General features: G+C 60.3%; 10 protein-coding genes. 3 read left to right on the top strand and 7 right to left on the bottom strand.

Annotation, left to right across the window (positions count from 1 at the left end):
* Window positions 1-14: 14 nt before the first annotated feature.
* Complete coding sequence (locus tag AWB78_RS21510; protein ID WP_062607909.1) at window positions 15-1,091, bottom strand: ABC transporter ATP-binding protein; 1,077 nt, start codon at window positions 1,089-1,091, stop codon at window positions 15-17.
* Window positions 1,092-1,122: 31 nt separating this feature from the next.
* Complete coding sequence (gene pruA / locus AWB78_RS21505) at window positions 1,123-2,733, bottom strand: L-glutamate gamma-semialdehyde dehydrogenase (protein WP_062607907.1); 1,611 nt, start codon at window positions 2,731-2,733, stop codon at window positions 1,123-1,125.
* Window positions 2,734-3,210: 477 nt separating this feature from the next.
* Between pruA and AWB78_RS21500 the strand changes: the two genes are divergently transcribed.
* Entirely contained in the window at window positions 3,211-4,221 is a 1,011-nt protein-coding gene (locus AWB78_RS21500; RefSeq protein ID WP_062607905.1) for a LysR family transcriptional regulator, read from the top strand.
* Here AWB78_RS21500 and AWB78_RS21495 read toward each other — a convergent pair whose 3' ends face one another.
* Both AWB78_RS21495 and AWB78_RS21490 read right to left on the bottom strand, forming a co-directional pair.
* Window positions 4,222-5,082, bottom strand: a complete 861-nt coding sequence (locus AWB78_RS21495) for an N-formylglutamate amidohydrolase (RefSeq protein ID WP_157697589.1) — start codon at window positions 5,080-5,082, stop codon at window positions 4,222-4,224.
* A gap of 297 nt (window positions 5,083-5,379) precedes the next feature.
* A complete protein-coding gene (locus tag AWB78_RS21490; protein ID WP_062607901.1) occupies window positions 5,380-5,814 on the bottom strand; it encodes a hypothetical protein in 435 nt (144 codons plus the stop codon).
* 802 nt (window positions 5,815-6,616) lie between these two features.
* Here AWB78_RS21490 and AWB78_RS21485 point away from each other — a divergent pair.
* Window positions 6,617-9,355 carry an MGH1-like glycoside hydrolase domain-containing protein gene (locus tag AWB78_RS21485; RefSeq protein ID WP_062607899.1) on the top strand — a complete coding sequence of 913 codons (2,739 nt, stop codon included), beginning with the start codon at window positions 6,617-6,619 and terminating at the stop codon, window positions 9,353-9,355.
* A gap of 11 nt (window positions 9,356-9,366) precedes the next feature.
* Window positions 9,367-10,842: an alpha-amylase family glycosyl hydrolase gene (locus tag AWB78_RS21480; RefSeq protein WP_062607897.1), complete on the top strand. Its 1,476-nt coding sequence runs from the start codon at window positions 9,367-9,369 to the stop codon at window positions 10,840-10,842.
* A gap of 498 nt (window positions 10,843-11,340) precedes the next feature.
* On the opposite strand, the gene AWB78_RS21475 is transcribed toward AWB78_RS21480, so the two are convergent.
* The 3 genes from AWB78_RS21475 to AWB78_RS21465 form a co-directional block, all read right to left on the bottom strand.
* Window positions 11,341-12,840, bottom strand: coding sequence for an MltF family protein (locus AWB78_RS21475; protein ID WP_062607990.1), 1,500 nt, complete (start codon window positions 12,838-12,840; stop codon window positions 11,341-11,343).
* 698 nt (window positions 12,841-13,538) lie between these two features.
* Window positions 13,539-14,099 carry a hypothetical protein gene (locus tag AWB78_RS21470; RefSeq protein WP_062607896.1) on the bottom strand — a complete coding sequence of 187 codons (561 nt, stop codon included), beginning with the start codon at window positions 14,097-14,099 and terminating at the stop codon, window positions 13,539-13,541.
* Between the two features lie 308 nt (window positions 14,100-14,407).
* Window positions 14,408-15,211, bottom strand: coding sequence for a DUF2092 domain-containing protein (locus tag AWB78_RS21465; protein ID WP_074173509.1), 804 nt, complete (start codon window positions 15,209-15,211; stop codon window positions 14,408-14,410).
* Window positions 15,212-15,225 lie beyond the last annotated feature (14 nt).

Here is a 15,225-nt window from a genome sequence, read left to right as displayed (position 1 = left end):
CTACGAAGATGCGCTCACTGCAAGGCGCGGCACGCTTCCGCCATCCATCCGACATGCACGGAATCACCGATGCGCAAGCGGCGCGCGTCGCCGTCGTTCGGCAGCTTCACGATGAAGTCGCTCTGTCCGCAGACCTGCATCACCACGCGAAGATGGTCGCCGTAGTAGATGAGGTCCTTCACGCCGCCCTGAAATACGTTGTCGCAGCGCTTCGCCAGATCGCCCACGGCCACGCGCTCCGGCCGCAGAGAAATGCTGGCGGAGCCGGTTTCCCGAACGGTCGGCCCCACGCTCGCCCTGATGCTCTGACCGCTTGCCAGCTTCACGGTGCAGCGCTCTTTCTCCATGACGGAGACGGTTCCCACGAGCTCATTGCTTTCGCCGATGAATCTCGCGACGAAAGCGTTTTCGGGTCTTTCGTACAGGGCCGGCGGCGGTGCGAGCTGCTGAATGACGCCGTTGTTGAACACGGCAATACGGTCCGACATGGTCATGGCTTCACTCTGGTCATGCGTGACATAGACCACGGTCAAACCGCTTTGCTCGTGAATCTGCTTGATCTCGTACTGCATCTGCTCGCGCAGTTGCTTGTCGAGCGCACCGAGCGGCTCGTCCATGAGCACCAGCGCGGGCTCGAACACCAACGCGCGCGCAACCGCGATGCGTTGCTGCTGCCCGCCGGAAAGCTGGCCCGGCATCCGGTTGGCGAACTTTTCCATGTTCACCATGCTGAGCGCACGCTTGACCTTGCGGGCGATCTCGTCCTTCGATACCTTGCGCACCTTCAGCGGGAACGCGAGGTTCTCCGCAACCGACTTGTGCGGAAACAGCGCGTAGCTCTGAAAGACCATGCCGATGTTGCGTCGCTCGGGGGGAATGCGGTTGATCGGCTTCCCCTGAAGCAGGATTTCGCCATGCGTGGCGGTCTCGAATCCCGCCAGCATCATCAGGCACGTCGTCTTTCCAGAGCCGGACGGCCCGAGCATCGTCAAAAACTCGCCTTCCTCGATGTCGAGGTTGAGATTCTTGACGACCAGCGTTTCGCCGTCGTAGGTCTTCTGCACATTCTTGAAAGAGACAATGGTTGACATGATGTGTCCTCAGGAGAAGCCGTAATCGAACTCAAGCGCCGAATTGCCAGTCGCGCGGCGGCAGATAGGTTTCCTTGACCACGCGCGGCGATGCCCAGCGCAGCAGGTTCAGGTACGAGCCGGCCTTGTCGTTCGTGCCGCTCGCGCGACCGCCGCCGAACGGCTGCTGACCGATCATCGCGCCGGTCGGCTTGTCGTTCAGATAGAGGTTGCCCGCCGCGTTGATCAGCACCTGCTCCGCGTGATGAAGCGCGAAACGGTCCGTGCAGAAGATCGATCCGGTGAGCGCATACGGGCTCGTCGCGTCGATCAGTTGCAGCGTGTCTTCCCAGGCGGCGTCGTCATAGACGTAGACGGAGAGGACCGGGCCGAACAGCTCTTCCTTCATCAGCGCATGCTTCGGGTCGCTGACTTCGAAGACCGTCGGCTCGACGAAGTAACCCGGATCGGACCAGGTCTTGCCGCCGGAGATCAGCTTCACGTTCGCGTCTTCGCGCGCCGCGGCCAGCACGCGGGAAAGCTTCTGATACGAAGCCTGCGAAATCACCGCGCCCATGAACGTGTCGTGATCGGCCACATCGCCGACCTTCAATTGCGACAGGCGCTCGCGCATCTCCTGGCTGACAGCCGGCCAGAGGCTCTTCGGAATGTACGCGCGCGACGCCGCGCTGCACTTCTGCCCTTGATATTCGAACGCGCCGCGAATCAGCGCGATCGCGACTTCCGACGCATTGGCCGACGCGTGCGCGAGCACGAAGTCCTTGCCGCCCGTTTCGCCGACGAGGCGCGGAATGGTGCGGAACGCATCGACCTTCGACGCGACGCCCTTCCACAAGGACTGGAACACCGACGACGATCCGGTGAAGTGGATACCCGCGAGATCCGGTGACGACAATGCAACGCGCGTCGTGAGCTCCGCATCGCCCGGCACGAAGTTGATGACGCCCGGCGGCAGGCCGGCCTCTTCGAGCGCCTCGAAAAAGATGTAGTTGGCGAGCGCCGACTTCTCCGACGGCTTCCACAGCACGGTGTTGCCCATGATCGCGGGCGCGGTCGTCAGATTGCCGCCGATGGCCGTGAAGTTGAACGGCGACACCGCGTAGACGAAGCCTTCGAGCGGACGCCAGTCGGCGCGATTGACGGCGGTCGGCACCGACATGGGCTGCTCGGCGTACACGCGCTGCGCGTTGTAGGCGTTGAAGCGCAGGAAGTCGATCAGTTCGCACGCGGAATCGGGTTCGGCCTGATCGATGGTCTTGCTCTGGCCGAGCACCGTCGCGGCGTTGATGCGAATGCGCTGGCGCGTCGCGATGATATCCGCGGCACGATGCAGGATCGTGGCACGGCTCGCATACGAGAGGCTCGCCCAGTCCTTCGCGACCGACTTCGAGCTGGCGATCGCTTCGCTGATCTGCGCTTCGGTCGGGCGATGAATCCGTGCGAGAAGGCGCTGATTGTCGTGCGGCGCGCGCACCTCGACAACCTCGTTCGAGAAGTAACGCTTGCCGCCGATGACCGTCGGAATCTCGACGACATCACGTTGCTGCAGCGCCTTGCCGAGCTCCGTTGCGGCGGCGGTGCCCGGTCGGAAACTCACTTCGGCTTCATTCGCCGGCAACGGAAATTGTGGACCTGAACTCACGCTGACTCCTTTGGGAAATACAGTTGGGACGGACTACCGGAGGACATCACGCCGGTGTGTGCTTCGACTCATTGCCTCGATGCCAGAGTAGTCCCTGACATCGATTCATCGGGTTCCTCAATCTCGCCTTATGCTTTGTTTTCGGTCGTCGTTATGGAACTGGACGAAGCGGCGGCGGAATCGATTCCTTGCTTCCGAACGTCGATCAGTGCGGCGGTCGACGATGATCGCCCGAGCGAACCACACTGAACATCTGTTCAGCCAGCAATGAATTTCGCCAACTATACTTCCGGAAAAGCGGCGGTCAATAGTGTTTTCCCCGGTCTAAGCTCGTGAAAATCACCTTATCTATGGGTTTTCACCTACATTAACCCGCCGATTTTTGATGAACACTTGTTCAGCATAAAGCGACGCAACACGGCTCATTGCCGTCATCGCGAGAGACACCCAGGCACGACCCATCACCGACCGATCATCATGGCGACTACGAAAGAGAACGCTCCCGAGAACTTCCCGGACTGGGGCCTTCTGGCGAGCTGGGTGGCCGTCGTCGAAGCGGGTTCGATCTCGGATGCGGCCAGCCGTCTGTCGATCTCGCAGGCCGGTGTATCGCTGCGCATCAAGGCGCTCGAATCGATACTGGACACGAGCCTTCTCGATCGCGCCACGCGCCCGGCGCGGCCGACCGCCGCCGGACAGCGTCTGTTCGAACACGCCACCGTGCTGCTGCAGGGCGCCGATCAGATGGTCGAAAGCGTGCGGAACGTGACGCGCGCCAAACGCATCGTGGTGAGGCTCGGCTGCGTGGATTCGTTTGCCGCGACCATCGGCCCGATCATCATCAGGGCGCTTTCGGGGACGTCGCATCAGATCAGGCTGTGGTCAGGCATCACGCCCACGCTCGACGCGCAACTGGAGGCCCGGCAACTGGACATGGCCGTCACGACGACCAGCTTCACGAATGCCGGCAGCATCAGGAGACAGAAGCTTTTCACGGAGCCGTATGTGGCCGTCTTGCCGAAGAGCTTCGAAGTGGACCGGTTCACGACGATCGCGGAACTCAGCCGCCACCTTCAATTCATCCGGTACAGCGCGCGTTCGGTGATCGGACAGCACGTCGATGCGTATCTCGCCGCTCACGGCGAAGATATCGATCGCACATGCGAGTTCGACGCCACCGACCCGATGCTCAGCCTCGTCGCCGCTGGCCTCGGTTTCGCGCTGACGACGCCGCTCTGCCTCTGGCAATCACGCCACTACGTTCAGGACGTCCGGGTGGTTCCGCTCTCGTCCTTCTCGCGTCATGGCAGGCCTTATCAGCAATTGAGCCGGTCTTTTTATCTGGCGTATCGAGAGAACGAACTCGGACATTTGCCGGCGGATCTCTACGATCTGCTGAGGCGCGCAGTGGAGAGACAGGTGTCCCGGGACATCGCGAAGGCATTGTCGCTGCGTCCGGAAGAGGTATGCCTCCCGGACGATGAATAGTCACGAAGTCGCGTGATATTGGAAAGCGTCCCGAAGCGCGCGGGGAAGGTCGGCCGGCGTGGTCGGTCCATCGAGCGTCGAAAGGGTGCGTTCGGCAGCATCGAGCAGTTCCGACATTGCGGCCTCGTGCGTGTCGATGCCCTTTCCTTCATTCCTGGCGAGTTCGATCTCTCGCCGCCAGTTTCCGGAAATCTCCAGCTCGACGACGTGAATGCCGCTCTCCGGTCTGCCATAGTGGCGCGCGGCGAATCCCTCGGCCGACTTCCCATTGACGACCCAGGCGCGCTCGCGATGGCGCGCCACCTGCGTCAAGGCCGATACGATTCGCCTGTCACAGGAATTGCCATTGCTCGTGCTGAAGTGGCAGTCGACTGTCGCGCGTTGCGAGCGAAAGGGTGACAGCCACGCGCCTGCGTGTGCAACCAGCATGAACACGTTGGCATGTGCCTCGCGGAGTCTCAGCAACTCCGCCAGTACCGACTCGTGAAAGGGCGTCCAATGATCCGCTACCCGTTGTTTCACGGCGGCGCCGTCTGGCTCGAGTCCCTGCGAATACAGGGCCTCGCCGTGAGCGGTATGTGTTCTGCACAAGTTGAGCCGGTTCAGCCGCTCGCTCAGCGCGCTGTCATGCGGCGCAACGTTCATGTCGATCACGCAAGGGTGGATCGCCGCGGCGATTCCCGTCATGCCGCGCGTTTGCGCGACTTCGGTCAGCGCCATGCCTCCGGGATCCGACTGGCGTCCGCTGATCGGTTCCCAGGCGGGATGGGCACGCAAGTCGATGGGAACCGCGCAACCTGCGTGAGGCGCGACCACCAACACTGGCGACCCGCCGCGGACAACATGGCTCTCGGTTCGCATAGGCATCCTCTTTCAATCGAGACATCGTTGAAGCGCTTTCCGGCACGCACGAAGTGAGCGTCGGAATCTCGTCGAAAGACTAGCGGCGGAACCGCCATGCGAACCCTGCTTTAGCGACGCTTATGTTGATGATTGGCCGGTCAAATGCGTCGCTCGGCGGAAGAAAACGTCATAAGGGATCGGTTGATGAACCCGGCGGCGAACTGATGCCTCTGCGCCGCCTGCCGCGATGAATTGGCCGCTAGCACGGTTCCGGTGTCCGGCTCGCGCCGGAACCGCGCTGCGTTCAATTTTCGCTCAGTCGTGATGGTGACGCTTGTGGCGCTTCTTGCTGTAGCCGTGGCTGTAATCGTCCGCGTACGAGTTCGAGCGCGAAATATTTCCGCCCAGCGCTGCACCGGCGCCGCCGCCGAGCGCCGCGCCGACGAGGCCGCCGCCACGGCCGCCCATCGCATTGCCTGCCGCCGTGCCCGCGCCGCCGCCCAGCGCGCCGCCGATGATGGCGCCCGTGCGCTCGCGACGGTTCGACGTGACCGCGCCGCCGGCGCCGCCGCCCACCGCCCCGCCGAGCACGGCGCCCGTGCTGCCGCCTACGGCGCCGCCCAGCGCTGCCCCGGCCACACCGCCGAGGGCGCCGCCGAGCGCATTGTTCATGTCGCCGGCCATGGCCGGCACCGACGCCGCAGCCGTGAGCGCTGCGATGGCAACAAACTGAATGATTCGCTTTGACATAGTTCGGACTTTTTTTTGAGACGGCGCCGAGTATAACCGCTGCGCAGAAAGGCTTTCGTAACGCCACCCGCCGCGGGCGGTAAGAGGTGTAACAAATTCCGATCTGAACGATCGCAAAGACATTCTTTCGTGCGGGAAAGGAAAGTAGCGGGAATGCGTCGAAAGCCGAGATGCGGGGCAAGGATGACGACGAGAAGCCTGATGCTGCGTCAGGCCTTCATTCGGATCACGAACTAATTAACGGGCCGACGCGGTCGCCGAGGGACGGTTTTGGAGAGACCTCGATCCGACGGAATCTTCGCCCAACACGCACCAGGTCATTGCCCGCGGCGATGCCCTTCGCATGCTGTATCTTTCAATGATGAGCACGATGTCCGTGCGCGTTTTCTCGGTCAGTTCGGTAAAGAACTCGGCCAATGGCGCGCCGCTAGCGGTTTTGGCGGTGGCGTGACCGCCACTGCGGCCGTCTCCCACAAAGCGGGGGAAGAGCCAGCCGAGGACTCGAATGTTGTGGCGCCTGAAAACTCATACATGACAAGGCTCCGGAGCGACAGCGCAAGGCTCGCGTTTCCAAATTGCTGTGCTATAACTTGGCGTGAAACTCCCTCCCGCTCTTTGGGGTTTTCTGAATTCCGCGTCGCCCCTTTTCGAGTCGCCATGAGTTTTGGCATGACTTACGTACCGTAGAAGGAAACGGGCTGACGCGATCAATATCGCCCTGTCGGCCGCGCACATCACTCACGGCCAGCGCTGAATCCATTGCAGCCATCGCGCGTTGTTCCGTTCACTAACGGAGGGAAGCATGGGCCCCACCATCGCAGATGTAGCCGAACAAACGCGCTTGAACGCCGCTCGTGAGGCGGGCATTCCGTGGAAGAAGTGGGGGCCGTACCTCAGCGAGCGGCAATGGGGAACGGTCCGGGAAGACTATAGCGATAACGGCGACGCATGGAACTATTTCACCCATGACCATGCCCGGTCACGCGCCTACAGATGGGGCGAGGACGGGATCGGCGGAATATGCGACGACGGGCAGCGACTGTGCTTTGCCCTCGCGTTGTGGAACGAGCGCGATGCAATATTGAAGGAACGCCTCTTTGGCCTGACCAACAGCGAGGGCAATCATGGAGAGGACGTGAAGGAGTATTACTTCTATCTGGACAGCACGCCCACGCACTCGTACATGAAGTATTTATACAAGTATCCCCAGAGAGAATTTCCATATCGAGACCTCGTCGAAACCAACCGCCAACGATCGCGCGAGCAAATGGAGTACGAGTTACTGGACACGGGCGTGTTCGACGACGATCGCTATTTCGACGTTTTTCTGGAGTACGCGAAGGCTGGGCCCGAAGACATGCTCGTTCGAATTACCGTGCATAACCGGGGAGCGCAGCCGGCCCGGATTCGAATGCTGCCGACGCTGTGGTTCCGCAACACATGGTCGTGGGGCGAGGACGAGCGCAAGCCGTCGCTGAACGAGGCCGGACCCGGCGTCATTCGCGCCACCCATCATGACCTCGGTGAGTACTGGCTCCACTACGAAGGTGCGCCGGAGTCACTCTTCACAGAGAATGAAAGCAACGCCGAACGTCTCTGGAATCAGCCTAACGCGTCGCCCTATGTGAAGGATGCTTTTCATACGTACGTCATCTCGGGAAAGCGCGACGCGGTGAATCCCGCCAAGACGGGAACGAAGGCCGCAGTGCACTATCTATGCGACGTGGACGGCGGCGGAAGCGCGACCATCCGCTTGCGTCTCGCGCCATCGAAACTCGACGATCCCTTCGGCGACTTCGATCAAACGTTCGACCACCGCCTCGTCGATGCGAACGAGTTCTATGAGCGCATTGCGCCCAAGTCCCTGAACGAAGACCAGCGCCGGGTGCATCGCCAGGCATTGGCGGGCATGTTATGGGGTAAGCAGTATTACTATTTCGACCTGGAACTCTGGCTGCGTGAGCACCGCAGCCACCCATTGCTCGATGCCGCCCGACGCGACGTACGCAACACGGAGTGGTTCCACATGCTGAACGCCGACGTGATCTCCATGCCGGACAAGTGGGAGTATCCGTGGTACGCAGCGTGGGACTTGGCCTTTCACACAGTCGCGCTCGCGCTAGTCGACTTCGATTTCGCCAAGGAGCAGTTGCTACTGATGCTGCGCAGCCTGTACGTGCACCCGAGCGGCCAGATTCCTGCGTATGAGTGGAACTTCAGCGACGTTAATCCGCCGGTTCATGCAGCCGCCACGCTCTGGCTTTACAAGTACGAGCGGGAACTGGGGCGCGCCGATCTACGCTTTTTAGAGCGGTCGTTTCAGGGATTGATGCTCAACTTCAACTGGTGGGTCAACCGAAAGGACCCTGCGGGTCGTAACGTCTTCGCGGGGGGCTTTCTAGGGCTGGACAACATCGGCGTGTTCGACCGCAGCGCGCAGCTTCCCACCGGCGGATCGCTCGAGCAGGCAGACGGCACTGCGTGGATGGCCTTCTACTGTCAGACCATGTTGGAGATGGCGACCATCCTGACCGAATACGACCCGATCTACGAGGAGGCCGCCTTCAAGTTCGTCCAGCATTTCATGTGGATCACCTATGCGATGGACCGCCGCGGTAAATGCGAAGACGAGATGTGGGACGAAGAGGACGGCTTTTTCTATGATCTCCTGCGGTTTCCGGACGGTCATACCATGCGCCTGAAGATCAGGTCGCTGGTGGGATTGCTCCCGCTATGCGCGTCGACCGTTTTCGAAGCGCCGTCCTCATCCCGCTACCCGAAGCTGATGGAGCTGATGGCGCAGTTTCGCAAGCGCTACCCCGAACTGGTAGCGCATGTTGCCCCGACGGACACTGGCTTTACCGGCTACAAGGACCGGAGACTTCTGTCGATCCTGAACAAGCGCAAGCTCGAGAGAGTGCTCGCCTATCTGCTCGACGAAAAGGAGTTCCTGGGCCCGCACGGCATCCGCTCGCTCTCCCGTTATCATCTGGAACATCCGTATGTGTTCCACGTCGGCGGGGACGCGTACACGGTGCAGTATCTTCCGGCGGAATCGAATACAGGCATGTTCGGCGGCAACTCGAACTGGCGCGGGCCAGTGTGGATGCCGGTGAACTTGCTGATCGTGCGCGCGCTCGTCAATCTATACAGCTTTTTCGGCGATGATTTCAAGGTCGAATGTCCGACCGGATCCGGGCAGAAAATGACGCTGTTCGAAGTCGCACAGGAAATCGTCCGCCGTCTGACAAGCACCTTTTTGCGTGGTGCCGACGCCAAACGTCCGGTCTATGGTGGCACAGAGAAATTCCAGAACGATCCGCACTGGCGCGACCTCATCCTTTTTTATGAATACTTCCACGGCGACAATGGCGCGGGACTCGGGGCCAGTCACCAGACTGGGTGGAGCGGCCTGGTCGCCCCGCTCCTCGATTTGTTCGGGCGTGTCGATGCCAAGACGCTTCTGGAGACCCCGCGCGGACGTGTGTTGTCCAAAGTCGTAAGGGAGCAAGTGAGTGGAGAAGCTGTGGGTGATAAGTGAGGAACTTAAAAATGGTCACCCCACGCTACCCGGCGCTCTACCAAATCAACACTCGCGTCTGGCTGACCGAGTTGTCCGTTGCGCTCGCAAGGCGAGCGACGCTCGACGACATTCCGGATGCCGAGTTGGATCGTCTCTCGAAGCAAGGATTCGACTGGATCTGGATGTTGAGCGTCTGGCAGACCGGGCCGGCAGCGCAAGCGATTTCGCGCGCGCATGCCGACTGGCGACGCGAGTTCGCCGCTACGCTGCCAGACCTCATGGACGCTGACATAGCGGGTTCCGGGTTCGCCATTCAAAGCTATACCGTGCATCGAGATCTGGGCGGAGAGCAGGCGCTCGCCCGGTTGCGTGAGCGACTGCGGCAACGCGGAATGCAACTGATGCTCGACTTCGTGCCGAATCACATGGCGCCGGATCACGACTGGATCGATGAGCATCCGGACTACTTCGTCCACGGCACCGAGGCGGACCTGGCCCGCTCGCCACGCAACTACTGCCGAGTGCAGACGTCGAAAGGGCCGCTTGTGCTCGCACACGGTCGCGACCCCTACTTCGACGGATGGCCCGATACATTGCAGCTCGACTACGGTAATCCGGCTCTCCAGCAGGCCATGATCGGTGAATTGCAGAAGATCGCCGATCAATGTGACGGCGTGCGCTGCGACATGGCGATGCTGATCTTGCCCGACGTGTTCGAACGCACGTGGGGAATCCGCGCCGAGTCCTTCTGGCCGACGGCAACGTCGGCCGTACGATCCGTGCATCCGCATTTCCTGTTTATGGCTGAGGTCTATTGGGACCTGGAATGGACGATGCAGCAACAGGGTTTCGACTACGCTTACGACAAGCAACTCTATGACCGCTTGCGGGCCGGGTACGCGCGCCCGGTGCGCGAGCATCTGCACGCTGGCCTCGACTATCAGGACAAGCTCGCGCGTTTCCTGGAAAATCACGACGAACCTCGGGCGGCGGAGACCTTCGATCAGCGCCGGCAAGAGGCCGCAGCCGTCGTCACGTTTCTCTCACCAGGACTGCGTTTCTTCCATCAGGGGCAGTTCGAAGGCCGTCGAAAACGCATTTCGCCGCACCTCGTGCGGGCCCCGCAGGAGCCCGTCGACGCGAAAACGCAAGCATTCTACGAGCACCTGTTGGCAGTGCTGCGCCAGCCGATCTTTCGAGACGGCGCGTGGACTCTGCTGGAACCGCAGCCGGCGTGGGACGGAAACTGGACCTCGGATTGCTTCATTGCGTGGTGTTGGGAGAAAGATGAGGACCAGCGAATCGTCGTCGTCAACAACGCTGACAACCAGAGCCAGTGTTACGTCCGGATCCCGTTTGCAGGTCTATCTGGCGAAACGGTACGACTAACCGACATGATGGGACAGGCCAGTTTCGATCGTGACGGCAGCGACCTTCTCGCACGAGGTCTCTACCTGGATCTGCCGCCTTGGGGATATCACGTCTTTGAAGTGGCTGTGTCGTGAGGGCTGCTTGCCTAGCGGCGCGAGTCCACTTCGACATGGCAGGCGGCGGTGACACACAAGACCCACGCCGCACCTCGATGCAGGACGCGAACGCCTTCGGCCGCCCCATCGAGCGCGCTGGTCAACGCTACTACGACCTTCGCTTCAGCTCATTCAACCGTATGGCGGCGCCTCCCACGCAATCGAGGACTCCGAGTGCACGATCATGCAACTCTTTCACGTGAAAAAACCCTCGCGGTGCGTCTACGGCTTCGTGAAAGTCGAGAAGAGCGGCTACCCGCTCCGTGTTGCTTACCTTCGACGCTTGCGCACGCACGTTTAACCGAAAGGAAGAAGGTCTCCCGCAAATGCCGCAGATAAGAAAAAAGTGGCCCAGTAGAATAAGAGCGCCCAACACATTTTTCATTTCGATCCTGGATGCCCAAGCCAGGGCAATCGGCCTCTTCGCGCGCTAATGGCAAGCGCCCTTTCGCTGCAAGGAGATGCCCGCGCTCGGGCTCACTTGGTCGGGCTCGTCATCGCCTTCGCAGCCTTTTCTTTTGCCGTTCTGGCGTCCATGATTAGCTTATAAGCAATGTAGTACTTGTAGATATTGCTGACATACGTCACGGTCTCCGCTCCGATTCTGTCGGCAGCGACGTACTCGACGTTGTGGAACCAGACGTTCGGGTCCAGTCCTCGCTCGGCGGCTTCCTTGCGAAGCTTCGCAACGCGAGCCGGACCGGCGTTGTATGACGCGAACGTGAACAGGGCCTTGTCCATATCGCTCATCGGCTCCTTGGCGTAGTACCTGTCTATCATCACGCGCATGTACTTGACGCCAGCCTCGATGTTTGGCTGGGTCTTGCTGATGTCCCCGACATTCAATTCCTTTCCCGTGTTGGGCATGACCTGCATCACGCCGACTGCCCCCACCCGGCTCTTTACGCTCTGATCAAGGCGGGATTCTTGATATCCCTGAGCGGCCATCAGTAACCAGTCCACCTGGTATTTGTCGCCATAGTCCTTAAAGAACTGCACGAGGTCTAGAAACTTTCTGCGTTCCGACTCGGACGCCGAGTTCTTGACATATTTTGCATTTTTCAGATACCGCACCAGAATCATGTTTCCCGCCGCGGTCCCCTGACGGTGACGAGCGACAAAATCGTCGAGAGCGGCCTTGAGCTTCGGGCTGCCTTTGCGGATCGCCGGTGCAATCTCGCCCGAAGTCCTGATCGCAATATCTTCGTGGACCGTGATTTTGGGAAAGACTTGTTTCCAAAGGTCGGATTTATGCTTGTCCATAACAATGAGCGGAATCAGCCCCGCGTTGAGCATCTCGGCCAGGTCTTCGTCTTCCAGTTCCTCGGGAGCGGGCTTGATGTTCACCGGGGGGCGATGCTGCGCGGCAAAGCGCTGATTTAGCGCTGTCAGGCTCTCATAATAGGAAGACGATTTGCGGACGAAAATCTCCTTTCCTGCCAGGTCGTCAACGCTGGACACCTTCGGTGAGGCTGGCCCAGACACTATGATTTCGCTGACGTTCATATACACGGGCGCGGAAAAGTCCACCAACTTTTCTCGTGCGGAAGTCATCGTAAGGTTAGCCGCCGCGATATCACCTTTGCCGGCAATCAACGCTGGCAATAGCTGGTCCCGGGCTACGGGGATCATGTACACCTTAACCGGAAGATGCTTCGTGGCGAGCTTCTTGTTCAGATCCCGTTCGAACAACTGAGCCCATTCGTAGGTTGCGCCGTATTGAACGCCCTGGTCCGTAAAGTAGAAGGTCTTACTGTAAACCGTGAGTATTCGAATGACTCTCCGCTGCACCATTCCATCGAGATCGCCAGTCCAAGGCTTTTGTATGTCTTTCGGGTCAATGACGAGTTTTCCCGACTGCGGATTTGTTGACGATTGCTTTGCGTCTGCTGCGCTAACCGGAGCGACGTACAAGGTACACACCAAGGCCGCAATTGCGACAAGGCATAGCCACAAGCGGGACGGAAGATGAGCCATGCGATGCGCTCGCAGGTGGGACATTCGCAACATGATTTGCGCCTCCAGTATATTTTCGCCCCCGCAGTTCGGCGCCTGCGGTCTTATTCTTGGACACCCAAATCGTTGCGCGCGGTTGTGCCCGCCAGCGGCTTTTGGCGCTCTGGTCATACCGTCCCCCCTTACATCTAACCTCAAGTTGCGAGGCTAGGGAGCAGGCAGAACAGGCCGCTCCAATCGGCGCGCAGTCCTTATCGATTTCTTAGAATAGTTTAGGGCAAGCCGCTCAATAGCAAAGGCAGAATCGTCGGCTCTCCAAGAGGGCCGGGTAATTACGACGCACGCATCCCCCTCGATCATGCTGCAGGGGCGTATTCCTTGCGGTGTGCATGCGCTGCACAGATCGTCCTCGCCTCTTGTCATCGTGCTCAATGACAGGAGTCTGAACCAGATCCCTGTACCCTGGAGGCAAGGCTTTATCGTCGTTGCGATCGTCCTTCGGGATTTGACGAAAGGCTCGTTCAATGCCGCACCGAAATGGACAAGCTTTTCTCACAGACAGCCGGACGCGCGGTCCATGAAGATGCGTGGATTGGCGTTGCCGACTACAAATTCAACCACCAGTTCGACGCTCAGGCCATCTCTTTCACACTGGCATGCGAGCGCCGGCTCCGTACCGGCGAACGCTCGACCGCGGGTAGGTCACGAGGCTACCGCGGTCAGTATCCAGGCGGTGGCTGAACCGGCATGTACACCACGCCGCTGTTCGCATAACCCTCTGCATACCAGGTCGCGCCACATTTATAGTACGGCACGCCCTGAACCGCGACCGGAGCCACGTTGCATGGCGGTCCGACCGGCGCGGGCGGCGGCGGCGCAGCCACAACGGTGGTGGTTGCGGGTGGCGGTGTAGCTGCGGCCGTGGCCGCCCCCACGACCATTGCACCGGCTACGAATCCGACCGCCGCAGAGCCACCGTCCCAGTCGTCGTCGCAATTGCTGCAATTGCCATGATAGTTATTCTGCACATTGGCCACGTTCGTAGCACGCGTGTTCTGCATCTCCTTGGCGGTGGATTGGCGCGCACTCTGATTTTGGCTGGTCGTTTGAGCCGCGGCGGCTTGTCGCGTGCTCTGATTCTCGCCCATCGTCGCCTGACGCTGGGCCTGGTTCTCGCTCGTGTTTTGCTGTCGGTTCGCCTGATTCTGGCTGGAGGTCGCCTGCATCGAACTCGCGTTTTGCTGCCGGTTCGCCTGGTTTTGGCCGGAGGTCGCCTGCATCGAGCTCGCCGTATTCTGGCGTTCAGTCTGATTCGTACTTGCGGAGGCTTGGCGTGAGCCCTGCCGCTGTTGGGCCGAAGCCTGCTGCTGGCCGCCGCCAGACCGTGAACGGCCTTGAGCAGCAGATGTGCTGCCGGAAGAGAGCCCGCCGGCCGACGCTGGCCCGCTCCGCGAATACTCGCCAGAGGCGTTGCCACCTCGGCCGCCGCCGCCTCTCTCGCCTCGTGCCTCAGCTTGATCGCTCAGGCCGAGCGTGAATACTGCGACGACCAATATCGTAAGGGCATTGTCCCACGATGCTGATTTCATCATTTGACTCCCTTCTTCGCAGGCGACTGTCGAGCCGTGGGCGACGCACGCGGAAGCTGCGCTGCGAAGGCGACTTTTTTCAGGCCGTTGGGGACCTCCGTCGAGAATGTCGCCTCATTGAACTGCGGTGCAAGATTCCAGTCGATAAAATCCGCCCAAAACTGAGGCTGGCCCACCGCATTCTTGTACGTCAGTACGATCCGCTGCAACAGGGGCTTGTCGCCATCTGCTACCCACATCTGAAAATCCACCGTGTCGGTACGCGCAGCGAGATGATAGGACGCAACGCCGGAGAGAGTCGTCTTTTCCACAAAGTCCACCGTCCGTACACGGGCTTGCAGCTCTTCGGGCAGACGATTAAAAAGGAGCGCCGCAAGCGGCAGCCGCATGCCGAGATCCCTGACGAAATACACGATGCTGTCGTCCAACGTGCCCGGCTGCTGCGCCGTCGCGTAGACCTTATTGTCGAAGTCGACCAGAAGGATCTCTTTCCCGTTGAGAACCACGAGCGTTTTTGCGCCGTCGCTCCGCTCGGTCTCCACGCGCATTCGATCGGGCCGGCTCAACGAAACCGTGCGGTATTCGCCGAATTCGATTTTTTGTCCCGACGGCTGCACGGCGTCGTACCCGCTGCGCACACCAACGCGAAAGCTCTGGGTGCCTCCAAGGAACTCTGCCATTTTTGTCAGGATTGTACGAGCCTGAACTTGTGAAGCGGTTTCAGGCTCGACTCTTACCGCGGCTGACGTGGGTCCTTTCTGCTCCGGGGCAGAGTAGGCGTACGGGCCGACGACTAGCAGCAAGATCGATATCCACG

Origin of the sequence: Caballeronia calidae, assembly GCF_900044055.2 — a bacterium.
GTDB classification, from domain to species: domain Bacteria; phylum Pseudomonadota; class Gammaproteobacteria; order Burkholderiales; family Burkholderiaceae; genus Caballeronia; species Caballeronia calidae.
The sequence above is the reverse complement of the archived record's forward strand: the minus strand, read 5'-3'. Positions and strand labels throughout refer to the sequence as shown.

Coding starts and splice junctions, on each gene's coding strand:
- AWB78_RS21510 (WP_062607909.1), bottom strand. CDS start 1,091: ATGTCAACCATTGTCTCTTTCAAGAATGTGCAGAAGACCTACGACGGC.
- AWB78_RS21500 (WP_062607905.1), top strand. CDS start 3,211: ATGGCGACTACGAAAGAGAACGCTCCCGAGAACTTCCCGGACTGGGGC.
- AWB78_RS21495 (WP_157697589.1), bottom strand. CDS start 5,082: ATGCGAACCGAGAGCCATGTTGTCCGCGGCGGGTCGCCAGTGTTGGTG.
- AWB78_RS21490 (WP_062607901.1), bottom strand. CDS start 5,814: ATGTCAAAGCGAATCATTCAGTTTGTTGCCATCGCAGCGCTCACGGCT.
- AWB78_RS21485 (WP_062607899.1), top strand. CDS start 6,617: ATGGGCCCCACCATCGCAGATGTAGCCGAACAAACGCGCTTGAACGCC.
- AWB78_RS21480 (WP_062607897.1), top strand. CDS start 9,367: ATGGTCACCCCACGCTACCCGGCGCTCTACCAAATCAACACTCGCGTC.
- AWB78_RS21475 (WP_062607990.1), bottom strand. CDS start 12,840: ATGGCTCATCTTCCGTCCCGCTTGTGGCTATGCCTTGTCGCAATTGCG.
- AWB78_RS21470 (WP_062607896.1), bottom strand. CDS start 14,099: ATGCAGGCGACCTCCGGCCAAAACCAGGCGAACCGGCAGCAAAACGCG.